At 49.0% G+C, this 23,760-nt stretch carries 27 protein-coding genes and 1 other annotated feature; of the genes, 1 reads left to right on the forward strand and 26 read right to left on the reverse strand.

The window, feature by feature from the left end:
* Positions 1 to 107 precede the first annotated feature (107 nt).
* The 17 genes from rplL to EDM59_RS28790 form a co-directional block, all read right to left on the reverse strand.
* Complete coding sequence (gene rplL, locus EDM59_RS28710) at positions 108 to 470, reverse strand: 50S ribosomal protein L7/L12 (protein ID WP_092276955.1); 363 nt, start codon at positions 468 to 470, stop codon at positions 108 to 110.
* A gap of 56 nt (positions 471 to 526) precedes the next feature.
* Positions 527 to 1,042, reverse strand: coding sequence for a 50S ribosomal protein L10 (gene rplJ / locus EDM59_RS28715; protein ID WP_122926754.1), 516 nt, complete (start codon positions 1,040 to 1,042; stop codon positions 527 to 529).
* Positions 1,043 to 1,066: 24 nt separating this feature from the next.
* Positions 1,067 to 1,231, reverse strand: a sequence feature (ribosomal protein L10 leader region).
* 42 nt (positions 1,232 to 1,273) lie between these two features.
* On the reverse strand, positions 1,274 to 1,957 hold the full coding sequence (gene rplA / locus EDM59_RS28720) for a 50S ribosomal protein L1 (RefSeq protein ID WP_092276949.1): 684 nt from the start codon (positions 1,955 to 1,957) through the stop codon (positions 1,274 to 1,276).
* An 88-nt stretch (positions 1,958 to 2,045) separates the two neighbouring features.
* Positions 2,046 to 2,471: a 50S ribosomal protein L11 gene (gene rplK / locus EDM59_RS28725; protein WP_023558754.1), complete on the reverse strand. Its 426-nt coding sequence runs from the start codon at positions 2,469 to 2,471 to the stop codon at positions 2,046 to 2,048.
* Between the two features lie 181 nt (positions 2,472 to 2,652).
* Entirely contained in the window at positions 2,653 to 3,189 is a 537-nt protein-coding gene (gene nusG / locus EDM59_RS28730) for a transcription termination/antitermination protein NusG (RefSeq protein ID WP_092276946.1), read from the reverse strand.
* A 45-nt stretch (positions 3,190 to 3,234) separates the two neighbouring features.
* Positions 3,235 to 3,483, reverse strand: a complete 249-nt coding sequence (secE, locus tag EDM59_RS28735) for a preprotein translocase subunit SecE (protein ID WP_092276943.1) — start codon at positions 3,481 to 3,483, stop codon at positions 3,235 to 3,237.
* On the reverse strand, positions 3,483 to 3,632 hold the full coding sequence (rpmG, locus tag EDM59_RS28740; RefSeq protein WP_003392018.1) for a 50S ribosomal protein L33: 150 nt from the start codon (positions 3,630 to 3,632) through the stop codon (positions 3,483 to 3,485). Before rpmG ends, secE begins: the two co-directional genes overlap by 1 nt.
* 298 nt (positions 3,633 to 3,930) lie before the next feature.
* Positions 3,931 to 4,581: an RNA polymerase sporulation sigma factor SigH gene (gene sigH / locus EDM59_RS28745; RefSeq protein ID WP_092276940.1), complete on the reverse strand. Its 651-nt coding sequence runs from the start codon at positions 4,579 to 4,581 to the stop codon at positions 3,931 to 3,933.
* An 81-nt stretch (positions 4,582 to 4,662) separates the two neighbouring features.
* The gene (locus EDM59_RS28750) at positions 4,663 to 5,187 is read right to left on the reverse strand and encodes an NYN domain-containing protein (protein ID WP_122926755.1); all 525 of its coding nucleotides are present in this window, start codon (positions 5,185 to 5,187) and stop codon (positions 4,663 to 4,665) included.
* Between the two features lies 1 nt (position 5,188).
* The gene (gene rlmB, locus EDM59_RS28755) at positions 5,189 to 5,944 is read right to left on the reverse strand and encodes a 23S rRNA (guanosine(2251)-2'-O)-methyltransferase RlmB (RefSeq protein WP_092276934.1); all 756 of its coding nucleotides are present in this window, start codon (positions 5,942 to 5,944) and stop codon (positions 5,189 to 5,191) included.
* A 2-nt stretch (positions 5,945 to 5,946) separates the two neighbouring features.
* Positions 5,947 to 6,348: a Mini-ribonuclease 3 gene (locus EDM59_RS28760; protein ID WP_122926756.1), complete on the reverse strand. Its 402-nt coding sequence runs from the start codon at positions 6,346 to 6,348 to the stop codon at positions 5,947 to 5,949.
* A 17-nt stretch (positions 6,349 to 6,365) separates the two neighbouring features.
* On the reverse strand, positions 6,366 to 7,772 hold the full coding sequence (gene cysS, locus EDM59_RS28765; RefSeq protein ID WP_122926757.1) for a cysteine--tRNA ligase: 1,407 nt from the start codon (positions 7,770 to 7,772) through the stop codon (positions 6,366 to 6,368).
* On the reverse strand, positions 7,753 to 8,418 hold the full coding sequence (gene cysE, locus EDM59_RS28770; RefSeq protein WP_092276928.1) for a serine O-acetyltransferase: 666 nt from the start codon (positions 8,416 to 8,418) through the stop codon (positions 7,753 to 7,755). The genes cysS and cysE overlap by 20 nt, the downstream gene beginning before the upstream one ends.
* A 344-nt stretch (positions 8,419 to 8,762) precedes the next feature.
* Positions 8,763 to 10,229 carry a glutamate--tRNA ligase gene (gltX, locus tag EDM59_RS28775; RefSeq protein WP_122926758.1) on the reverse strand — a complete coding sequence of 489 codons (1,467 nt, stop codon included), beginning with the start codon at positions 10,227 to 10,229 and terminating at the stop codon, positions 8,763 to 8,765.
* A gap of 66 nt (positions 10,230 to 10,295) precedes the next feature.
* Positions 10,296 to 10,769 carry a 2-C-methyl-D-erythritol 2,4-cyclodiphosphate synthase gene (gene ispF, locus EDM59_RS28780; RefSeq protein WP_122926759.1) on the reverse strand — a complete coding sequence of 158 codons (474 nt, stop codon included), beginning with the start codon at positions 10,767 to 10,769 and terminating at the stop codon, positions 10,296 to 10,298.
* Between the two features lie 3 nt (positions 10,770 to 10,772).
* Positions 10,773 to 11,459, reverse strand: coding sequence for a 2-C-methyl-D-erythritol 4-phosphate cytidylyltransferase (gene ispD / locus EDM59_RS28785; protein WP_122926760.1), 687 nt, complete (start codon positions 11,457 to 11,459; stop codon positions 10,773 to 10,775).
* 21 nt (positions 11,460 to 11,480) lie between these two features.
* Positions 11,481 to 12,569, reverse strand: coding sequence for a PIN/TRAM domain-containing protein (locus EDM59_RS28790; protein ID WP_122926761.1), 1,089 nt, complete (start codon positions 12,567 to 12,569; stop codon positions 11,481 to 11,483).
* A gap of 288 nt (positions 12,570 to 12,857) precedes the next feature.
* Here EDM59_RS28790 and EDM59_RS28795 point away from each other — a divergent pair, with 288 nt between their 5' ends.
* Complete coding sequence (locus EDM59_RS28795) at positions 12,858 to 13,253, forward strand: nucleoside triphosphate pyrophosphohydrolase family protein (protein WP_122926762.1); 396 nt, start codon at positions 12,858 to 12,860, stop codon at positions 13,251 to 13,253.
* 176 nt (positions 13,254 to 13,429) lie between these two features.
* Here the strand turns inward: EDM59_RS28795 and pssA are convergent, their stop codons facing one another.
* From pssA to EDM59_RS28840, 9 genes are all read right to left on the reverse strand, one after another.
* The gene (gene pssA, locus EDM59_RS28800) at positions 13,430 to 14,158 is read right to left on the reverse strand and encodes a CDP-diacylglycerol--serine O-phosphatidyltransferase (RefSeq protein WP_092276910.1); all 729 of its coding nucleotides are present in this window, start codon (positions 14,156 to 14,158) and stop codon (positions 13,430 to 13,432) included.
* Positions 14,159 to 14,271: 113 nt separating this feature from the next.
* Positions 14,272 to 15,348: a DNA integrity scanning diadenylate cyclase DisA gene (gene disA, locus EDM59_RS28805; protein WP_122926763.1), complete on the reverse strand. Its 1,077-nt coding sequence runs from the start codon at positions 15,346 to 15,348 to the stop codon at positions 14,272 to 14,274.
* A 6-nt stretch (positions 15,349 to 15,354) separates the two neighbouring features.
* The gene (radA, locus tag EDM59_RS28810; protein WP_092276905.1) at positions 15,355 to 16,722 is read right to left on the reverse strand and encodes a DNA repair protein RadA; all 1,368 of its coding nucleotides are present in this window, start codon (positions 16,720 to 16,722) and stop codon (positions 15,355 to 15,357) included.
* Positions 16,723 to 16,827: 105 nt separating this feature from the next.
* Complete coding sequence (locus EDM59_RS28815; protein ID WP_122926764.1) at positions 16,828 to 19,278, reverse strand: ATP-dependent Clp protease ATP-binding subunit; 2,451 nt, start codon at positions 19,276 to 19,278, stop codon at positions 16,828 to 16,830.
* Positions 19,279 to 19,347: 69 nt separating this feature from the next.
* The gene (mcsB, locus tag EDM59_RS28820) at positions 19,348 to 20,424 is read right to left on the reverse strand and encodes a protein-arginine kinase McsB (protein ID WP_122926765.1); all 1,077 of its coding nucleotides are present in this window, start codon (positions 20,422 to 20,424) and stop codon (positions 19,348 to 19,350) included.
* 18 nt (positions 20,425 to 20,442) lie between these two features.
* On the reverse strand, positions 20,443 to 20,961 hold the full coding sequence (gene mcsA, locus EDM59_RS28825; RefSeq protein ID WP_122926766.1) for a protein-arginine kinase activator protein McsA: 519 nt from the start codon (positions 20,959 to 20,961) through the stop codon (positions 20,443 to 20,445).
* Between the two features lie 29 nt (positions 20,962 to 20,990).
* Positions 20,991 to 21,455, reverse strand: a complete 465-nt coding sequence (locus tag EDM59_RS28830) for a CtsR family transcriptional regulator (protein ID WP_092276894.1) — start codon at positions 21,453 to 21,455, stop codon at positions 20,991 to 20,993.
* A gap of 166 nt (positions 21,456 to 21,621) precedes the next feature.
* Positions 21,622 to 22,308, reverse strand: a complete 687-nt coding sequence (locus tag EDM59_RS28835; protein WP_122926767.1) for an HAD family hydrolase — start codon at positions 22,306 to 22,308, stop codon at positions 21,622 to 21,624.
* A 44-nt stretch (positions 22,309 to 22,352) separates the two neighbouring features.
* A complete protein-coding gene (locus tag EDM59_RS28840; protein ID WP_122926768.1) occupies positions 22,353 to 23,480 on the reverse strand; it encodes an MGDG synthase family glycosyltransferase in 1,128 nt (375 codons plus the stop codon).
* Positions 23,481 to 23,760: the final 280 nt, after the last annotated feature.

The following is a 23,760-nucleotide window of genomic DNA, read 5'->3' on the forward strand; positions in this document are numbered from 1 at the left end:
TTCTTCATCCATACAAAAGCAAATGGTGCCGGACAGGAATGCAGGATTCCTATCTGTACAGAAAATCCCCCTGCCGCAGGCAAGGGGATTTCCATTGGGAAGCTAACTTACTTTACTTCTACTTGTGCGCCAGCTTCTTCGAGTTTCGCTTTGAGAGCTTCTGCTTCGTCTTTGGAAACGCCCTCTTTGAGTGTTTTTGGAGCGTTGTCTACCAGGTCTTTTGCTTCTTTCAGACCCAGACCAGTCAGTTCGCGAACAACTTTGATTACGTTGATTTTGGAAGCGCCGCCGCTTACCAGGTTTACAGTGAATTCAGTTTGCTCAGCAGCAGCTTCAGCAGCGCCACCAGCAACTACAGCTACAGGAGCTGCAGCAGTAACACCGAATTCGTCTTCAATTGCTTTTACCAGATCGTTCAGTTCGAGAACGGACATGCCTTTGATGGCTTCCAAGATTTGCTCTTTAGACATTTTGAAATCCTCCCATTCAAGGAAAAGTTTTTAGTTGTTACTAGCCGATCAGACGATTACGCGCCTTGACCTTCTTTTTGTTCTGCCACTGCTTTGACTGCCAGTGCAACGTTGCGCATTGGAGCTTGCAGGACGGAGAGAAGCATGGAAAGGAGACCTTCGCGGGATGGTAGGGAAGCCAGTGCTTTGATTTGTTCAGCACCAACAACTTTACCTTCGATTACGCCACCTTTGATTTCCAGCTTGTCGTTTTTCTTCGCGAATTCAGCAATGATCTTCGCTGGAGCGATGATATCATCTTTGGAGAACGCCAAAGCGTTCGGGCCAGTCAGATATTGATCCAGTTCAGTCAGGCTTTCCTTCTCAGTAGCCAAGCGAGTCAGGGAGTTTTTCAACACCTGGAACTCAACACCTGCTTCACGCAATTGTTTGCGGAGCTCAGTAACTTGGGCTACAGTCAGACCGCGGTAGTCAGCCACTACTGTGGTTTGGCTATCACGCAATTTGCCAGCGATTTCGTTGATCGCTTGTACTTTCTCTTCACGAATAACGGTTGGACGAATTTCTGCCATTGTTTACACCTCCCGTGCTCTATCCTAGAAAATGAAGAATGCCCTCGCAGACATTCACGAGGGCATAATGCTATATCGTCAAAGGAAAGCGTCGTTTCCTCTTTCGTACATTACACGCCTCGGAGGGATATTAAGCTCAGCTCTCGCGAACCTCGCACCTTCTGTCTACGGCATATTCTTTTCATCAACAGGCACTATCGTATCAACTTCCCAAAAGGAAGTCAAGTGTCATTATTTCACAGCAACGCGTACACCAGGACCCATAGTGGAGCTCAGTGTTACATTTTTCATGTAAATGCCTTTTGCTGCAGCTGGTTTTGCACGGTTCAGTGCTTCAGTCAACGCAGCCAGGTTTTCAACCAATTTCTCACCATCGAAGGATGCTTTACCGATCGGAGCGTGGATGTTACCTGCTTTGTCAACGCGGTACTCAATTTTACCAGCTTTGATTTCGTTAACCGCTTTTGTTACGTCGAAAGTAACAGTACCGGTTTTAGGGTTTGGCATCAGGCCTTTTGGACCGAGTACACGACCCAATTTACCTACTTCACCCATCATATCTGGAGTAGCTACTACGACGTCAAAGTCGAACCAGCCACCTTGAATTTTTGCGATCATGTCAGCATCGCCTACGAAGTCTGCGCCAGCTGCTTCTGCATCTTTCGCTTTTTCGCCTTTAGCGAATACCAGAACACGTTGAACTTTACCAGTACCGTGTGGCAGTACAACTGCACCACGGATTTGTTGGTCAGCACGCTTAGGGTCTACACCCAGACGGAATGCTGCTTCAACAGTTTCATCGAATTTAGCAGTAGCTGCTTTTTTAACCAGCTCAATACCTTCTGCTACTTCGTAAACTTTGTTTTTATCAACGAGCTTTACAGCCTCTTGATATTTCTTACCTTTTTTGGCCATTTTTTAAATCTCCCTTCAATGTGGTCGTAGCGGTTAATCCTCCCACAGACAGGGGGCACAACGTCTGTGCCCCCTTGCACCAAGACAATTAGTCTTCGATAACGATGCCCATAGAACGAGCTGTACCTTCCACCATGCGCATAGCCGCTTCCACGGATGCAGCATTCAGGTCAGGACGCTTCAGTTCAGCGATTTCACGAACTTTGTCGCGTTTCAGCGTAGCAACTTTTGTTTTGTTTGGTACGCCGGAACCGGACTCGATGCCAGCAGCTTTTTTCAACAGAACAGCAGCTGGTGGAGTCTTCGTGATGAAAGTGAAAGAACGATCTTCAAATACGGTGATTTCCACCGGAATGATCATGCCTGCTTCGCTTTCAGTGCGAGCGTTGAATTCTTTACAGAATCCCATGATGTTTACACCAGCTTGACCGAGAGCCGGACCTACTGGAGGTGCAGGATTCGCTTTACCTGCTGGGATTTGCAATTTGATTACGCGGATAACCTTCTTAGCCACGTAAGACACCTCCTTACTTCACATGTGGTTATTACGGGGGAATGCCCCCTCCCACTGTTTGGTGAAAGCCATAATGACTTTCGATCTATAGTGAGAGTGCAAGAAACCCCAAAATATTGTGGTGGGATTGTAAAAACAAAATGAAATGTACCACATAGCGCGATACTTTTCAAGTTGAATCCTAATCCAATTTCTGAACTTGTGTAAAGTCTAGCTCTACCGGTGTTTCGCGACCGAAGATGTCCACCAATACGCGGACCTTCTGCCTGTCCGGGTGAATCTCGATAATCTCCCCGGTGCGATTGGAAAACGGACCATCTGTGACGCGCACCATATCGCGGAGAGCAAAATCGACTCTGATCTTGGGAATTTCGATTCCCATTTGTTTGAGAATCGTATCGGCCTCTTCAGGACGCAGCGCTGTCGGCTTGGAACCGGCGCCCGTGGATCCGACAAAGCCGGTAACCCCAGGAGTGTTACGCACGACATACCAAGAATCGTCCGTCATCACCATTTCAACAAGGACGTATCCAGGAAACACTTTTTTCGTGACGACACGCTTTTTACCATCCTTGGTCTCCACCTCTTCTTCAGTGGGGACAAGAACGCGAAAGATCTTGTCTTCCATGCCCATCGACTCGAGTCGCTTCTCTAGATTGGTTTTAACCTTGTTTTCGTAACCTGAGTACGTATGAAGTACATACCATGCTTTTTCCATATCCAACAGGACGATTACCGTCCGTCCCTCCTAAGACTAGCAAAATTACTTTCCTAGAATCAAATCGATCAAGCGCGAGATACCCAAATCAACGACGAAGAAGAATATCGCCAGCAGCACAACAGTAACCATAACTACCAGTGTGTAGGTCGTTAACTCTTTACGGTTGGGCCAACGAACTTTCTTCAGTTCGGACATTACGTCGCCAAAAAATCCACCGGTTCGGCGAAAACTGGCTCCGATTCGTGCTAAAAAACCCACTTTGCCACCCCCAGACTTCGTCGCGTCAACCATTACTTCGTCTCGCGATGAAGGGTTTGCTTCTTGTCACGGGAGCAATACTTTTTCAGTTCAACACGCTCAGTTGTGGTGCGTTTGTTCTTTGTGGAGATATAGTTACGCTCGCCACACTCAGTGCACGCCAACGTGATGTTTACTCGCATTTATTGCCACCTCCATCTCATTTCAAACCTGCTATTAGTTAAAAGTAAACCCGATGATTAATAGTACGGGAAAACCGCTACTTTTTCCTGACCATTTCACCAAAGCAACCATAGAACAAGAGAGACAAGAGTCTATGGCTACCTAAACAAATTTATCACACCCAAAAACTCATGTCAACAAAACGGCTTGACAAAGTGAAAACATTTTGTTCCATCAAAAGACCAGATTTTCCCTTGACTGTCAAGGGATGCGCCCACTGATATTTCATGAAATGAAAGAAAAGAGAGATTCTCTGATTTACAGATGAATCTCTCTTCCTTCCAAATATCGCTCTAGTTTGCGCTTAACTCGCTGCAGAGCGTTATCGATCGATTTTACGTGACGCTTCAGCTCGACTGCGATCTGCTGGTACGATCTCCCGTCCAGATAGAGCATCAATACCTGCCGTTCCAGATCGCTTAAAATCTCGCTCATTTTCCCTTCGATATCATCAAACTCTTCGCGATTGATGAACAATTCCTCGGGATCCGTTACCTTGGTTCCTGAAATGACATCCAGCAGGGTGCGGTCAGAGTCCTCATCGTAGATAGGTTTATCCAGCGATACGTAGGAGTTGAGCGGGATATGCTTTTGTCTGGTAGCCGTCTTTATCGCTGTAATAATCTGCCTGGTGATGCATAGCTCGGCAAATGCCTTGAAAGAAGTGAGCTTGTCCCCTCGGAAGTCGCGAATAGACTTGTACAGGCCAATCATGCCTTCCTGTACGATATCCTCGCGGTCAGCCCCAATAAGAAAATAGGATCTCGCTTTGGCGCGCACGAAGTTTTTGTACTTGTTAATCAAGTACTCCAAGGCTTCGGCGTGATTATCGCGAACCAGGTCGACAACTTCTTCGTCGGTCATTAGTTCATATTGGGCATGCATTAGCTCCTTGAGGTCAACACTCACAAATGATCCCTCCGCCAACCGGTTTCTCCATAGATAGCGTTATTATACATGTGCCGTAAAAAAGCGTCAACCGAATCCAAGTTATTCCCTTCTCCATTTTTCGAATATTTTCGCTATTTCATCATTCAGCAAAATGCGTTTGGAGAAGCGTTCTTCCTTGGTTTGATCGACCTGCTGCTTGATCTCTTTGCCTGCTACTTCCATGTCCAGCAATAACTCCCGTGCCGATTTGCGCAAAGCCCCCTGACCAAATATGACACGCTGCGAGGTATAGTCAGAGGTTGCTACATAAATTTGCCGATTTTTTTGCTGAAATTCGGAGACGAGCTGCTCGATTTTTTCGTCAGCTGTCTCCTTTTTCTTGGTGAAGTAGATTTCCACTTTGTAGTCTTCGATTTGACGTCCGATTCCCGGCACATTGTACGCGTCAAACACTATGATGACTTTCATGCCGGTAAAGCTCTGGTATTCCGCCATTTTGGAAACCAGCAGATCGCGAGCCTCGTCCATTCGATCCTGATCTTTCAAGGCTCGCAGGTCCGGCCAGGCACCGATGATATTGTAACCATCCACGATCAACAGTTGCTTGGCTTTCTTTTTGGCCATATTATTTCACCCGCGTCGGTAATGGACTCCGGGAGCGATAGACTTCATACATCAAGAGAGCGGCTGCCACAGAGGCATTCAGCGAGGTCACATTGCCCGCCATAGGAAGGCTGTACAGAAAGTCACAGTTTTCCCGCACCAAACGGCTGATGCCTTTTCCTTCACTGCCTATCACGATCGCGAGTGGCATCGTGTAATCGCCTTGACGGAAATCCTGTTTGGCACTCGCATCTGTGCCTGCAATCCAGACACCGCGTTCTTTCAGCTCTTCCATCGTACGAACCAGATTCGTTACCCTGGCAACCGGAACGTAGTTGATCGCGCCCGCTGACGCTTTCGCCACAGTTGCTGTCAGGCTTACCGAGCGCCTTTTCGGAATGATGACACCATGCGCGCCTACTGCATCTGCCGTACGCATGATGGAGCCGAGATTGTGCGGATCCTCCAGCTCGTCCAGCAGCAGAATAAATGGCGGCTGGTTCTTCTCTTCCGCCCGTTTCAAAATGTCGTCTACTTCCACGTAATCATACGCAGCAACAGAAGCCACTACACCCTGGTGGTTATCTGTAGAAACAAGCTGATCCAGCTTTTTGCGATTGGCTGTCGTCACGATCACACCTTGCTCCTTTGCCAGCGCAAAGACAGGTGCCATCAGGTTCTTGTTCGTGCCCTCCGCAATCCAAATCTTATTGATCGTGCGCCCTGACCGGAGCGCCTCGATCACCGGGTTTTTCCCGAGAATCCACTCTTCACTCATCGTTATTCTCCTTCCACAATCGCAAAAGCCTGTTGCATGATTTCAGCGATCCGCTCTTCTTTTCCGTTCAGATACAAATACCCGATGAGCGCTTCAAATGCTGTCGCATGTCGATAATCAATAATATCCGCATTTTTCGCGGTAGACCCGGACTTGGCATTTCGTCCCCGCTTCACGACGTTTACCTCGTCTTCCGGCAAAGTAGGCAGCAGGGTCAACAAAATGTTCGCCTGCGCCTTTGCCGAAACGTAACGGTTTGCCGTTTTGTGGAGCAGATTTGGTTTCACCAGCCCCTTGGCAATCAAATGATACCTCACACAGTGGGCATACGTAGCGTCTCCGAGGAAAGCCAGCACGAGCGGATTCGTCTGATTCGGGTCTCGGGTCAATTCTTCTTTTTGCATTTCGTCTCTTCGGCCCCTTATTTTCGGCGCCAGCGAACACCCTGTGGAGTGTCTTCCAGCACGATTCCTTTTGCAGCCAGCAGATCGCGAATTTCGTCGGAACGCGCAAAATTACGGGCCCTGCGAGCTTCTGTCCGCTCCTCGATCAAAGCGTCGATCTCACTGTCCAGCAGGTCTTCTTCCTGCTCCAGGATCAAACCGAGCACCCCTGTCAGTTCCACGAGCAGATCCTTGTACGCCTGAATTTCCGTCTTCCCAACATTCTCCTGGCGCATGTACAGGTTTGCTTCTTTGACCACATCAAACAGTACCGTGATGGCGTTGGCTGTATTCAGATCGTCGTCCATTTCTGTAATGAACCGCTCTCGCAGCTCGCCGATGATCCGTGCTTGCTCTTCTGCCTGACCGTTCGGCTCCTCGTCTCGCGCCAAGTCCAGGCGGTAGCTTAAGTTGTTGTAGGCTGTCTTGATTCGTTCCAGTCCATTGGAGGCTTGCTCCAGCAGGTCATCGCTGAAATTGATCGGGTTGCGATAATGACCCAGCAGCATGAAAAAGCGAATTAGCTGACCGCCAAACTTTTGCACCAAATCTCTCGCCAGCAGGAAGTTCCCCAGTGATTTGGACATTTTTTCGTTGTTGATATTCAGCATGCCGTTGTGCAGCCAGTAGCGAGCAAATACCTTGCCAGTAAAGCATTCAGACTGCGCAATTTCGTTCTCATGGTGCGGGAACACCAGATCCGTACCACCGGCATGAATATCGATTTCTTCCCCAAGAAACTTCAGTGCCATCGCCGAGCATTCGATATGCCAGCCTGGGCGGCCTTCTCCCCAAGGGCTGCTCCAAGCCACTTCACCTGGCTTCGCGGCTTTCCACAGGGCGAAATCGAGAGGATGCTCTTTCTTCTCGTTGATTTCCACACGGGCACCTGCCTGCAAGTCATCCAGCGGCTGATGTGACAGCTTGCCGTATTCACGAAAACGGCCAGTGCGGAAATAGACGTCCCCTTCACTTTCGTAGGCAAATCCTTTTTCAATCAGACCTTCGACAAAAGTAATGATTTCCGGAATCGTCTGCATGACGCGCGGTTGAATATCCGGCGGCAATACGTTGAGCGAACGCAGGTCTTCGTTAAAGGCATCTGTAAAGCGGTCCGCCACTTCCTTGACCGTCGTCCCTTCCTCGTTTGCCACGCGAATCAGTTTGTCGTCCACATCCGTAATGTTTTGCACGAAAGTCACTTCGTAGCCGCGGTACTTCAAATAACGGCGAAGCGTATCAAACACGATCGCTGGGCGGGAGTTTCCGATGTGGATGTAGTTGTACACGGTAGGACCGCACACATACATCTTTACCTTTCCCGGCTCGATTGTGACGAACGGTTCTTTTCGCCTGGTCAATGTATTAGTCAACTGAATGCTCATGATTCTTTTTATCCTCCCTCAAATGATCCAATTCCTTGCGCAAGTGATCAATTTCCCGTTGCATTTGACGGATCGTATCTGCCACTGGGTCAGGCAGATTCACGTGGTCCAAATCGCATTTTACGCGTTTGCCATCCTGGATGACAATGCGCGCCTTGATCCCTACTACCGTCGAGTTAGGCGGCACTTCCTGCAAGACGACAGCGCCTGCCCCTATCTTTGAATTATCGCCAATCTTGAAGGAACCCAACACCTTTGCTCCTGTCGCGATGATGACATCATTGCCAATAGTCGGATGCCGCTTTCCTTTTTCTTTTCCCGTCCCCCCCAAGGTCACACCCTGGTAGATCGTCACGTTATCGCCAATCTCACACGTTTCCCCAATTACGACACCCATTCCGTGGTCGATAAACAACCCTCTGCCGATTCTCGCACCCGGATGAATCTCAATCCCCGTAAAAAACCGGAATAACTGAGAAACAGCGCGAGCCAATGTACACCACTCCGCCTTCCACAGCTTGTGGGCAATCCGGTGCCCCCATATCGCGTGCAAACCGGAATAGGTCATGACAACCTCCAGAGTACTGCGCGCTGCCGGGTCTCGTTCAAATACAACTTGAATGTCGTCTTTTAATTGTGCAAACACTGGGTGGCACCTCCCGCCTCATTTTCTTTCTGTAAAATAAAAAACGTCCCTGTCCCTCAATCAAAAGGGACAGAGACGGCTTTTTACCGTGGTTCCACTCTGCTTACGATCGTTCGCCCCCCATCGGTGCACAGCGATCGCGCTCATAAGCCCGATAACGGCGGGCTGCCGAATCACCTACTGATGCCCATCAGGAAACAGGCACGTTCAGCTCATTGCTCCCAGGTGCATTTCCAGACGGGACACATCGGGCGGCTCTCACCTTTCCACCCTCTCTGTAGATGTGTCTGACGCCGTACTTCTCCTGGTCGTCGCATCCTTTTATCAATCAGGCAATCGTAAATTTATCGCCCGTTTGCAATCACTTGATTGGTGCGGGCCAGCACTTTGTCACGGCCCAACAGATACAGCGTTTCTGCGAGATCACGTCCGTGCGCCTGCCCTGTAGCCGCTACACGAACCGGCATGAACAACGCCTTGCCTTTGTGTCCCGTTTCCTTTTGAACATCCTTCAGCGCCGCTTTGATAACATCCACATTATATGCCTCTTGTGCCGATAGGTGTTTGACGAAAGAAGTCAATACCTCTGGCAGCTGCACTTCCTTCAAAACCAACATCGCCTCCTCATCGTACACCACTTCGTCGAGGAAGAAAAGAGCTGCGAGCGGAACGATTTGCGCGCAGTACGACATTTGCTCCTGATACAGCCCCACGATGCTGCGAACCCAATCTCTTTTGGCATCGGACAGGTTTTCTTCGATAAATCCTGCTTTTTGCAGATGCGGCACACACATATCTGTGATCAGATCCAATGGCTGACGCTTCAGATAGAAGTTGTTCATCCAGTTCATTTTAGTTGCATCGAATACAGCTGGGGACTTGTTCACGCGATCCATCGAGAACAGCTTGATGAGATCATCGATGAGGAAGATCTCTTCTTCGCCGCCCGGAGACCAGCCCAAGAGCACGAGGAAGTTCACAATCGCTTCCGGCAAGAAGCCCAGATCACGGTATTGCTCGATGAACTGGAGAATGCTCTCGTCGCGCTTGGACATCTTTTTGCCTTCTTGGTTCAGAATCAAAGCCAAGTGAGCAAATTGTGGCGGCTCCCAACCAAACGCCTCATAAATCATCAGCTGACGCGGGGTGTTGGAAAGATGCTCTTCCCCACGAATGACATGGCTGATCTTCATCAGGTAGTCGTCGATGACCACCGCGAAGTTATAGGTAGGGATTCCGTCGGGACGGCAAATGACGAAATCGCCCATTTCGTTCGAGTTAAAAGTCACTTGTCCACGAATCATGTCATCGACCACGTACTCGCGGTCGTCCTGAACGAGGAAGTGAATGGATGGTACGCGTCCTTCTGCTTCAAATTGAGCGCGCTGCTCATCTGTAACATGACGATGCTTTTCCAGGATGCGAGGTGTTTCTCCGCGAGCGAGCTGCTCTTCGCGTTCTGCATCCAGCTCTTCTTTGGTCGCGTAGCAATAGTACGCCTTGCCTTCTGCGAGCAATTGCTCGATATAGGTACGGTAGATGTCCAGACGCTCCATTTGGCGATAAGGCCCATAAGGACCGCCAACGTCTGTACCTTCTTCCCATTTCACGCCGAGCCATTTCAGGTTTTTCATTTGCTCTTCGTCAGCATTTTCCTTGTTGCGCGTTTGGTCGGTATCTTCAATCCGAACAATGAAGGAACCGCCGTGATGTTTCGCAAACAGGTAGTTAAAAAGCGCTGTACGAGCACCGCCGATATGTAAATGCCCCGTAGGACTAGGAGCATATCGCGTACGGATTTCTTTCGCCATGGGTAGCACCATCCTTATGAATATAAACGAAAATGTTTCTAATGCCTTATGTTACACCTTGCCCCTCTACTTGACAAGCAAGCAAGCAGCCTGAGCAGCGATTCCCTCTCCACGTCCTGGAAAGCCCAGTTTTTCCGTCGTTGTCGCCTTCACGTTGACTTGCGAAGGATCTTCCGCTTCCAGCACGCGCGCTATGACTTCACGCATTTGCGGGATGTACGGAGCCATTTTGGGAGCTTGCGCAATGATCGTCGCATCGACATTCCCCAAACGATAGCCTCTCTCTTTGACCAATCCCCACACATGCTCCAGCAGCTTTACGCTATCCGCGTCCTTGAATTCGGGATCCGTATCGGGAAAGTGTCTGCCGATATCCCCTTCTCCGATCGCTCCCAGAATCGCGTCGCTGATCGCATGCAGCAGAACATCTGCATCGGAGTGTCCAAGCAACCCCTTTTCATAAGGGATCGTGACTCCTCCAATCATACATGGCCGTCCCTCTACCAACTGATGCACATCAAAGCCTTGTCCAATCCGCATGGTTTACTCTCCCTTTCTTTTCCGTAAGATCTCTTCACCTAGCCACAGATCGTCGGGCGTGGTGATTTTTATATTCTCATAGCTTCCTTGCATGATTGTCACAGGGTGACCTAGCCATTCCACGAGCATGGCGTCATCTGTTCCCATTTTGCCGGTCTCCACAGCCGCCTGATGCGCCTCTCTTAGCAAAGACATACGAAAAGCTTGTGGGGTTTGCACAGCCCACAAGCTTTCACGCGCTGGGGTCGACTCTACAATCCCAGTCGCCCCCACCACTTTTATCGTATCCTTGACTGGTACAGCCACAATCGTTGCCTGATCCTGTTGAACCTTTTTGATCAGAGCGCTGATCTGTTGGCGAGTAATGAAAGGACGGGCAGCATCGTGAACAAGCACAAAAGAGCAGTTATCAGAAAGAGCGGTCAGTCCGTTTCTCACGCTGTCCTGCCGTTCGGCACCACCTAAGGTCACCTTTACACGGATCCGCTCCCGATCAAGCCATTTCAGTACATTACTATGGTCCTCTGCACTCACAACCAGTACGATCTCATCAATCTCCCGGTGTGTAGCAAACAGGCGAACCGTATGAGCCAAAATCGGCTCCCCACCCAGAGGCAACCACAGTTTGTTTCGTTCACCGCCCATTCTTTTCCCAGAACCTGCGGCCACGATCACGACTCCTGTCCCCACTTGTTTTCCCTCTCAATCTCTCTACAATGCTTTTTCCAACAGTTTAGGCTTAGCGAAAATCATACGTCCAGCAGAAGTTTGCAGCACGCTGGTCACGAGTACATCCACTTCATTGCCGATATACTCACGTCCGCCTTCCACGACGATCATGGTGCCATCATCGAGATAAGCAACCCCTTGGCCGTGCTCCTTGCCGTCCTTGATGACTTGAACGTTCATTTCTTCACCTGGCAGGACGACCGGCTTCACCGCGTTTGCCAAATCATTGATGTTCAACACAGCGACACCTTGCAGCTCGCATACTTTGTTCAGGTTGAAGTCATTCGTCACGACTTTCCCGTTCATGACTTTCGCCAGCTTGATCAGCTTGCTGTCTACCTCAGAGACTTCTTCAAAGTCACCTTCCCAAATCTGCACTTTCACTTTCATTTCCTTTTGAATCTTGTTCAAAATATCAAGTCCACGACGTCCTCTGTTTCGTTTCAGCACGTCGGAAGAATCAGCAATATGTTGAAGTTCCTCCAGTACGAATCCTGGAATGACCAGCACGCCTTCCAAGAAGCCCGTGCGGCAGATGTCCGCAATGCGGCCATCGATGATCACGCTCGTATCGAGAATCTTGTTCTCGACGTTCGTAGTGGTGTTGCTATTGTCTTTTTTCCTATCCTTCCGACCGATAGAAAATACAGCCATAATTTCGTCCCGTTTGCGGAATCCCACTTGGAAACCCAAATAACCAAGCAAACCAGACACGACCAGTGGCAACAAATCTCCTATCACGGGAATCGGAATTTTACTGATGGGCAGGAATAATAAAAAGGCAACAATAAGACCACTAATCAACCCCATCGCTCCGAACATGACATCCACAATTGGCATCTTAACGAGCGTCTCTTCTCCCCAACGAATCACTCTCAAGATGTAGTCCAAGAGCCAGTTGGCTAAAAAGAAGAACAAGATGGCACCAAGAACCGCACCAATGTATTGCGTACCTGCGATCTCTCCAAAATTCAACAGCTGGTTTAACAATGAGAACAAGTCAGCCCCATACTGGTAGCCCAAGCCCCCACCAACCAAAACAAAAAAGATTTTTCCTATGCGGCGTACCATGCCTTCACCTCCTTTTATTAATATAGACAGAAGCCTATAAGTAAAACCCTATTTCTTTCCAAATGGTGAAAACCAATCATCACCACTTTCCCCCCAACTATAGCAAAATTTAATTTGCCATGTCAAATAGCTAAAAATTTTAACATAACTAACATTTTGCCGTCAACCTCGAACGTCCGTTTCCTTTTGATACAAATTGACAGAGGCATGGCTCCCTTCTTATAATGGCTGTAGCGTAATGTTCGAAAATTTTGACGATATTTACAGCCTAAAGCAGAGGTGAACCACATGGACAGAAGCAACTTAGATGACTTTCAAACGCAAGTCTCCGAACTCTTGATCAGGCATCGAAGCGTACTGGACGTCATGTCCAAAGTTCAGGAAACTGCATCCCGCATCAATCGATCGCTGACAAAAGCGGTCACGGAGTGCGGCTGTGTCGAAGTAGCTGCGAAGAAACAAACGTACGACTCCAGTAAAAATCTGGAGGAAAACAAATCGTATTTGGACACCCATTTCACAGGTCCCTTGTGCGAGCATTGCCGCGATGTCGTAACCGCCGAGCTGGGCAAAAACCTTTTTTACCTGGCAGCTCTCTGCAACATCACGGACATCAAGCTAGAAGACGTCCTGCAAAAGGAATCCACCCGCTTGAACACGCTCGGTGTCTTCAATCTTTCCTAGGCCTCACACTCGTATTACGAACGAACGCTCAAAAGGTTGCATGGAAAAATGCAAAACCCGCTAATGGATTAGCGGGTTTTTTCATACAGTAACAATTTATAGATTCTTAGCCAGCATAAGTGCAACTAAGGCCCCGCCAAAAGGATTGGCGGAGCCAAGTTTTCTCATCTGCTCACCTATTCGAAAGGAACGGATTCCTCTTCTTTGTTTTTTCTCTTGCGAAACTTTTTGACAAGAAAGTCAACGTTTTTTTTTATCCCGTATAAAGCGTAAAAAGCAAGCGGCAAGAACACGATTTTCGGAAACTGCTGCGGATATTTAATCGCTACAACAACGACGATCGCAATAATCACAGGGGTAATCCAGTACGCAGATTTCGGGATTCCTACTTTTTTGAAGTTCGGGTATTTGACCTTCGATACCATCAAAAAGGCGAGCAGCAGCATGCTGATGGCGAGCAGGGCCGTATTAAATACTTGGTGATACAGGGCAAGAGTCGCAAGCACGCCGCCTGCCGCCGTAATCGGCAGTCCAATGAAATAGCCAGGAACACCAGCCTGTACGTTAAAACGAGCCAACCGCAGCGCTCCACAGATCGGGAAGATCGCTGTGATCAAGATGCCAATCCAGTTAAAATCATTCAACACGACAACATACATGATAAAGGCAGGTGCTACGCCAAAGGTGATGACGTCTGACAAGGAATCCAGTTCCTTCCCAAACTCACTTTGTGCATTCAGCATCCGGGCTACACGCCCGTCCAAGCCATCAGCCAGCATCCCAATAATTACGGTAATGGCCGCATAATCGACGAATTCATCGCCTCGAAACGCCAAAATGATTGCGAGTACACCTAAAAACAAATTGCTTACGGTTAGTATGTTCGGTAACGATTTCACGAACATAGACTACCTCCTGATTTCTTTTGCGAAGGAGACGAGTATCCTGTTGACCCTGTAAGCTATCGGGTCCCCTAGGCAAATGTTGAATACAAATAATGCCTTAATCCTATTCTACTTTAAATGTGCCTGTCAATGAACACTTGCTCCTGAATCCTTTTTAGTCCATCCTTGATCGCTCTGGCACGCACCTCTCCGATCCCTTCCACTTCATCCAATTCTTCAATCGTTGCCATCATAATTCGAGGGAGATTGTGGAAGTGTCCGACAAGATTTGCAATAATCGACATCGGCAGCCGCGGGATCTTATACAGGATCCGGAATCCGCGTGGTGACACGGATTCTTCCAGCATGCTGACATTAGAAGAATACCCCAGCACTCGCAAAAATGAGCTCAATTCCAGCATTTCATCAGAGCTCAATTTCTTCATGTCTCGCAAAACGACATCGGGAGAATGTGCCGGATCTCGACAATAATCCCGAATAAGCATATGGGCCTCTTCTTCAATATTGGATACAAGCTCCTCCAGCTGCATGCTTACCAATCTTCCTTCGACTCCAAGCTCGCATATGTACTTGGAAACCTCCGATTTGATTCGCAGCACCATTTCTACCCGCTGCAGTACCGACGTTACCTCGTGAAGCGTGACCAGCTCTTCAAACTCCAGAGCCCCCAGATTCGTGAGTGTCTGATCCAGCACTGCCTTGTACTTTTCTAAAGTAGATACCGCCTGATTCGCTTTTGCCAAAATGACACTGATCTCGTTTAGCACATAGCGAAAATTCCCTTGGTACAGAGTGATGACATTTCGGCGCTGGGAAATAGCGATCACCAGATAGTTCGTCTGAATGGCTGTCCGCTGTGCCGTGCGATGACGAGTTCCTGTTTCACTTGTGGCTATCGAGGCAGGAGGAAAGAGCTGGGTATTGGCATACAGGATGCGTTTGGCGTCCTCACTTACTATAATCGCCCCATCCATCTTCGCTAATTCATACAAATGTGCTGGGGAGAAGTCACAATTGATCGAAAAACCCCCATCGACAATGTGCTTCATCTCAGGTCCATAGCCGACGACAATGAGCCCGCCCGTTTTGGCTCTCAGCACATTTTCCAGACCTTCCCGCAGCTGTGTTCCCGGAGCGACTAAGCGAAGAACATCACTGAATAGCGGATTTTTCTTTTGGTTGTCTTGCATCCGCCCTTACCCCCTTATGACCTCGTTCAAAGCCTCCCCAATGTTCGATACGCCGATCACCTGAATATCGTCAGGAGCATCCAAGCCACGAATATTCTTTTCTGGAATAATGACTCGCTTGAAGCCTAACTTGTGAGCCTCTCGCACCCGCTGTTCAATGCGAGACACACCTCGCACCTCACCAGTCAGGCCGATCTCCCCAATCACAACGTCATGAGGGTTTGTTGCATGGTCACGGAAGCTGCTTGCAATACTTACGGCAATCGCCAAGTCCACGGCAGGCTCATCCAGACGCACGCCGCCCGCCACGTTGACATACGCGTCCTGATTTTGCAGCATCATGCCCATACGCTTTTCCAAAACGGCCATAATCATCGCTACACGCTGATGATCGACGCCTGTAGCCATTCTCCGCGGGGTCACAAAGCTCGTAGGGGCCACGAGAGCTTGCAGCTCAACTAAGACTGGGCGAGTTCCCTCCATGCTGGCCACAACAGTAGAACCAGCTACACCAAACGGACGCTCCGCCAAGAAGATCTCCGATGGATTTGCCACTTCTTCCAGTCCGCGGTCCTTCATCTCAAAAATCCCGATCTCATTTGTCGAACCAAAGCGATTTTTGACCGCTCGCAGGATACGAAACGTATTGTGGCGCTCTCCTTCGAAATAGAGCACGGCATCCACCATATGCTCAAGCATACGTGGACCTGCAATCGATCCTTCCTTGGTGACGTGTCCGACGATAAACGTTCCGATCCCTTTTCCTTTGGCAATGCGCATCAGCTGTGCAGTAGCTTCACGCACTTGGGCCACACTCCCGGCCGCTGATTGGACAGCCGGGTGGAAAACGGTCTGAATCGAGTCAATGATCAAGACATGGGGGTCTACCTGATTAATATGCTGTTCGATCAAATCCAAATCATTTTCTGCTAAAACAAACATGGGCGGAGTATTTGTCCCGAGTCGATCGGCGCGCAGCTTGATCTGTTTTGCCGACTCCTCCCCGGATACGTACAACACTTTTGCACCTTGATGCGCCAAAGCAAATGAGGTCTGCAAGAGCAGCGTTGATTTTCCAATCCCCGGATCCCCGCCGACCAAAATAAGAGAGCCAGGCACAAGTCCGCCACCCAAAACCCGGTTCAATTCCCCGATTGTCGTGTCCATGCGCGGATCTTCTTCACTGGCTACTTCCGTGAGTGGCATCGCTGCCTGTTTCTGCCCACCGCTCAAGCCTTCGTGGCGATGCGCGGTTTTGACTGTCATTTCCTCTACCATTGTATTCCAGCTGTTGCAGCCTGGACATTTCCCCATCCATTTCGGCGATTCATAGCCACATTCTTGACACGCGTATTTCGTTTTATACTTTGACATATTCGCACCCTCGTTTGGATTCTATCCTCTATTTTTATCATACTTAGAGATACAAAAAAAGAATACCTCCTGTTTCGGGAGGCATCCTTCTATTGCTATAGCTGCTTACAGCTTTGTTTTTTCCAATCGTTTGACGACCAGCTGACCTTCCACGGCATCGATGTTGACGGTATCGCCTTTGCTGATATTGCCTTTCAGCAGCTCTTCAGACAATCTGTCCTCGATATGGCGCTGAATAGCTCTACGCAGCGGACGTGCACCGTAGGCTGGATCGAAGCCCTCTTTGGCCAATACTTTTTTGGCATCTTCGGTCAATTGGAAATCAATGCTCTGTTCTTTCAAGCGTTTGCGGAGCTCATCCGTCATGAGGGATACGATTTGCTCGATGTGCTCCTGCTCCAAGGAATGGAACACGATGACTTCATCGATGCGGTTTAGGAATTCAGGACGGAAGCTCTTTTTCAGCTCATCCATCACTTTATCCTTCATATCCTGATACTTTCTTTCCGTATCGCCTGTGGTAAAGCCCAGCGTGGTGTTTTTCTTGATCATGCTGGCTCCTACGTTGGAGGTCATGATGACGACCGTATTGCGGAAATCAACCGTGCGTCCTTTGGAATCCGTCAAACGCCCATCATCCAGTACCTGCAGCAAGATGTTGAATACGTCAGGATGCGCTTTTTCGATCTCATCCAGCAGAATTACGGAGTACGGTTTGCGGCGTACTTTTTCCGTCAGCTGTCCACCCTCATCGTAACCGACGTACCCTGGAGGGGCACCGACCAGACGAGCTGTAGAATGCTTCTCCATATACTCGGACATGTCGACGCGGATCATGGCATCTTCATCGCCAAAGAGCGTTTCGGCTACCGCACGCGCCAGTTCCGTTTTCCCTACACCGGTAGGGCCGAGGAAAATAAACGAGCCTACAGGGCGCTTCGGATCCTTGAGACCTGCACGCGCACGGCGAACCGCACGGGAGATGGATTTGACTGCTTCGTCTTGCCCAATAACACGACTGTGCAGAATTTCCTCCATTTTCAGCAGGCGCTCTGCTTCCTCTTCCTTCAGCTTGAGAACAGGGATACCCGTCCAGCTAGCTACGACCTGAGCAATATCTTCAGGCGTTACTTCCATGTTCAACTGGCCTTGGCGTTCTTTCCAGTCTTTTTTCGTTTTATCCAGCTCTTCGCGCAGCTTTTGTTCCTGATCACGCAAAGCGGCTGCCTCTTCGAACTCCTGAGACTGCACAGCGGCATCCTTTTCCTTGCGCACTTCTTCCAGACGGCCTTCCAGTTCCTTGAGATTTGGTGGAACGGTAAAGGACTGCAAGCGTACTTTGGAGGCAGCCTCGTCAACCAGGTCGATCGCTTTGTCAGGCAGGAAACGATCTGTGATGTATCGGTCAGACAGCTTCACTGCCTGTTCAATGGCTTCATCTGTAATTTTTACGCGGTGATGGGCTTCGTAGCGATCACGCAGACCATGCAGAATCTTGACCGCGTCCTCCGCTGTCGGCTCATCTACCTGAATCGGTTGGAAACGGCGCTCCAGCGCAGCATCCTTTTCGATGTATTTGCGGTATTCATCCAGCGTAGTTGCCCCTACGCACTGCAATTCTCCGCGAGCGAGAGCCGGCTTGAGAATATTGGAAGCGTCGATGGCACCTTCTGCTCCACCTGCACCGATCAGGGTATGCAATTCGTCAATGAACAAAATGATATTCCCTGCCTGGCGAATTTCATCCATGATCTTTTTCAGGCGGTCCTCAAATTCACCGCGATACTTCGTTCCCGCAACGACGGTACCCATATCGAGTGTCATAACGCGCTTGTCACGCAATGTCTCGGGAATCTCGTTGTTCACGATCTTTTGTGCCAAGCCTTCCGCGATTGCCGTCTTCCCTACACCCGGTTCCCCGATGAGAACTGGGTTGTTCTTGGTTCGTCTGCTCAGTACCTGAATCACGCGCTCAATTTCCTTTTGACGACCGATCACAGGATCCAGTCCGCCATCGCGTGCGATAGCTGTCAAATCGCGTGCTAAGCCATCCAGCGTAGGCGTATTCGCTGCCGGATTGCCACCGGAGGGCTGATGGGAAGCCATCATCTCCGAGCTGCCTAGAAGCTGCAGCACTTGCTGACGCGCTTTGTTCAGGCTGACGCCCAAATTATTCATGATTCTAGCCGCAATGCCTTCCCCTTCACGGATCAGACCAAGCAGGATATGCTCGGTGCCCACGTACGTATGGCCCAGCTTGCGAGCTTCATCCATGGACAACTCAATGACCTTTTTGGCGCGAGGTGTATAGTTTGGCGTGTAATTACTGCCGGACTGCTCCGTACCGCGTCCGATCAACGATTCCACTTCACTTTGGATTTTATCGAGACCAAGTCCCAGCGATTGAAGAGCTTTCGCTGCAATCCCTTCACCTTCCCGAATCAAACCCAGCAGTACGTGCTCTGTCCCAATATCTTTGTGACCGAGACGCACTGCTTCTTCTAGGGCAAGCGCCAATACTTTTTGTGCTCGTTCCGTAAAACGTCCAAACATCATATCGTACACCTCCAAGGTAACCGTGTTTATTCTCTATGGGTTAACTGTTGCGTGTTGCTGTTGCTTTGATCAGCCGCTGTGCTCCTGTCTGTCCGTTATGCGCTCCCGTATTAATCGGGCTCTGCGTTCATCACGCTGATCAGGGGTTAGCTTTTGACCGGCGTGCTGCTGCAGGAATCCCGGCTGGGTCGTGACAAGCAGTTCATTTAGCACTAATGGCGATACGTCTGGAATCACTCCCAGGTCAATACCTAAACGAACATCGGATAGGCGCTGGGCTGCTTCCTTGGATTCCACCGTGCGTGCGTACATCAGGATGCCGTACGAACGGAAAATGCGATCCTCCAGGGATACACGGGTATGCTCAAGTAAGTATGTTCGTGCCACGCGCTCTTGTTCAATAATCTGTCTCGCTACTCCGTACAGGTTGGAGAGGATGTCAGACTCCGACATTCCCAGCGTCACCTGATTGGATAATTGAAACAGGTTTCCTAAAGCTTCGCTGCCTTCCCCATAAATTCCTCGTACCACCAGACCAACTTGATTAATTGCTTGTAAAATTCGGCTGATCTGCTGGGTCATCACCAAGGCGGGGAGGTGGAGCATGACGGAGGCGCGAATCCCCGTACCGACGTTTGTCGGGCAGCTCGTTAAGTATCCTCTGGTCTCATCAAAAGCGTAGTTCAAATTCTTCTCGAAAATATCATCTATTTTGGTCCCGATTTCCCAGGCTTCGTTTAAACGAAATCCCGGCAACAGAACTTGAATCCGAATATGATCCTCTTCATTTACCATGATGCTGACGGACTCATCTGTGCTAAGCAGCACAGCACCCTTCCGAGACTCCTCGGCCAGATGCGGACTGATCAGATGCTTCTCCACCAGTACCCGTTTTTCCAGCGGGTTAACCTGATCCATTTGAAGCACTTGCAGATGGTGTCGTTTGCGCATGGCATCCGACTCGGCTACTTCCGTTACCTTTCTTACTACTTCCTCCCCTTGGGAATCAGTCGCAAGCAACGGAAAAGGGTGCTGGCGCAGGTTACGGGCGATGCGTAACCGTGTGCTGATGACGATATCGGAATCAGGTCCTTCCCCTTTCATCCAATTGCTCCACGGGTTCTGCATAAACTGCTGTTGCGACATCCAGCTAACCTCCCCTTGTTACGATTGGGCCATCTTTTGTTCCAAAGCACGAATTCGGTCCCGCATTTCTGCAGCTTTTTCAAATTCCTCGCTCGCCACATGCGTCTGCAAGGCTTGCTTTAACTGCTCCAGCTCTTTGCGGATTTTCAGCTTGCCACCTGTTCTCTCCGGCACTTTTCCGATGTGCTGCGTATTGCCATGAATCCGTCTGAACAGGGGATCCAGTCGATCTCCTAGGAAGGTGTAGCAATCGCTGCAGCCAAAGCGCCCACTCTTGCTGAATTGGGCATAGGTGAGTCCGCAGGTTTCACACCGGAGTGGTTTGTTTGTAGTCGACTCCTTCATGCCTTTTTGCATCGGGTCGAATTTTAGAAGTCCGGAAAGGAGATTGTTGATGCTGAAATTGTGAAAGCCGGTAAAGACGTCCCCTTTTTCCTGAGCACAGTGCTCACAAATATGGTATTCGGTTTTTTCGCCATTGACGATTTTCGTCAGATGAAGTGTCGCCGGTCGTTTTCCGCATTCCTCACAGTTCATCACATCATCCCTCCTAGCACGTGTTTCGTTTACTTCAGCAAAATAGCTGCGATCATTTGCTTTAAAATATTTGCCCGCAAACGATCTCGCAATTCCGTATCCACGGTTAAGACAGATCGGGAAGTGGCAATTTTCATCAGGGTAGCTTCCCTTAGATTGACCAAGCCTTCCTCTAACAAGCGCTCTACGATAGCATTTCCCACACTTTGTGTGATAGCCTCTCCAATCAGCTCCTCGGTCAAAAGTTCCTGCAAGCGCGCTTTGCTGACGATCTGCACTTTGCGAATACGGATGTATCCACCGCCGCCACGCTTGCTTTCCACAATATACCCTTTTTGAACGGTAAATCGGGTATTGATGACGTAGTTGATCTGAGACGGAACACATTGAAAAAGGTCGGCTAGCTCACTACGCTGAATCTCGATCAAACCATTGGGACTCTCCGTTATGATGCTTTTCAAGTGATGTTCAATGATGTCAGAGATGTTACGCAAGTCATCGCCTCCTCTTCTCGTTGTGTTTGACTATTGACTTTGACTATCTTTGACTTTAATTATAATGGGTTTACTTGACGCTTGCAAGTGGTGAATACACTTTCTATTGTGGGCAAAATGGGGACGCTTGAAACCATACAAAAAAACCACTCCGCATCGGAATGGTTTATGTTTGACTTTGCCTGACGGTGTCGAGTTCTGGCAAATGATCAAGGATTTGGGGGAATTTTGTGATGATCACATCGGCTCCATCCAGTTCACCTGGATTGGCAAAGCCAAAGTCGCAGCCGATAGTAAAAAGTCCATTTGACGTACCCGCTTCTACATCCGAGTGACGATCTCCGACCATAACCGCTTTTTGCACCTGATAATCGGTAATCAATTTTGCCACCAGATCGTTTTTGGAACGTGTACGGAAACGCCCTGCCGAATACAGATCTGTCAAAAATGGCTTTAATCCGTACTCTTCACAAAGAGCATCAATGTACTCCTCCTGCCCATTGCTTGCAATAAACAGCGCTACGCCTTTCGCATGCAGATCACGGAGGGTTTCGAACACGCCTGGGTACAGATCCGTTACTCTCTCGTGAATGAGTTGAATTTCATTTTTTATCAAAAACGTATCTGCTGCTTGAATCGCCTCTTCACTCGCACCTGGCAGCAGTTTTTTCCATACTTGATCAATCGTCATGCCTAAAATATTGATGAGCTCACTTTTGTCTGGCGTAGGTCCGTCCCACAAACCGTTTTGTCGTAGCTGCTCGAACGTTCGCTGAAAGGCAGGTGTCGAGAGCCTTTCGGTTTGCAGCAAGGTTCCATCCATATCAAACAGGACCGCATAGGGGATGCTCATGTTTTCCTCCTCATCCTTCTGATCATGTGCACGAGCTCATCGATTCATGGGATCTGCTCGTCTTGCTCCAGCATTTTCATATCGTCGCGAATGAATTCAGCTATCCGCTGAGCAGCATCCGGCTTCGATATCTTATGTGCCATTCTTTTCATGTAATCCACTTTGGAAGGACTGTGCAATAGCTCTTCAATAAAGTAAATGAGCTGCTCGGACAAGTTCGCGTGGACTGCGCAACCGTTATTTAACAGGAAGTGGCTGTTGCGCTCTTCCTGCCCTGGCAGCGGGTTGTAGATGATCATCGGAACCCGTTTGCTCATTACTTCCGCCGAAGTCAGTCCACCCGATTTTGTTACGATCAGGTCTGCCGTCTCCAAATATTCGTGAAAGTTGTTTACAAACTTTAGGGGGACTACCTCATGACGATAGGTTCGATTTGTGACCTTTCGATACAGCTTATCATTGGTACCAGTCAAAATAAAGGCTTTAATCGGAAGATCGATTTCTTCCAAGCCGTCGAGGACTTTTTCCATGGAGCCTAGCCCCAAGCCACCGCCTGAGAGAATAATGCTCTTTTGCTCCGGGCTCAGCTTCAGCTTATTTCGGATCTGTTCCGTGTCCAAGGGTAATCGAAACTTGCGCATGATCGGGATACCCATGGGGATGAATTTTTGATGATCCTGTCGATACAGGTCCACCAAATAGTACAGCTGCTCATGACCGATGAAATAGTAGTTAATGTGATGATTAATCCAGGACGGATGAATCGTGTAGTCCGTAATAATCGTGTATATCGGCTCTTTCCAGTCATTTCTTCCCTTTAACACCGACAGCATACAACTGGCAAACGGATGCGTGGCAATAAATGCGTCAGGCTGAACGCTGTTTATCAACTTCTTCAGCTTGTTTGCCAACAGTTTATTCATAAGTACGTTCATATCAAAAAATCTACTTTTTTCTGTATTGTGATAGATTCTCCCCCACATTTTTGGGGACAACCGCAATAAATTCATGTAGCTTTCCAGCAAGATTTTGTGAAACGTGGGGCTGATGTACTCCAACGTATCAATGATCATCGACGTGTAGCCAGCCTCCGCCAGACTTTCTTGCATCGCTCTGGCAGCCTGATTGTGACCATTACCGATGGAAGCTGAAAAGATCAGGATTTTCTTCATTGATTATTCTCCTTCATAAACCATGCCATGCCAACTATACCCTCTGATTAGTACCTTCTCATGTTAGTCTACCGCCTCTGCGCTCTGCAAGGGGTAACTTGTCGGTCAATCGACCTAACTTGTCGACATAAACAGCGTAAAAGGGCAATTAGAAACCTGGGTTGCACCAAACAAATCGTGCAGCTTTATGTAAAACAGAAAAGCCCCTTTACCCATTTTGGGGTAAAGAGGCACGTTTCATTCCTTCAAAACTGAATACGCATGTTTGCTAAGTATGTGT

Source organism: Brevibacillus nitrificans, from assembly GCF_003710965.1.
Taxonomy (GTDB): Bacteria; Bacillota; Bacilli; order Brevibacillales; family Brevibacillaceae; genus Brevibacillus; species Brevibacillus centrosporus.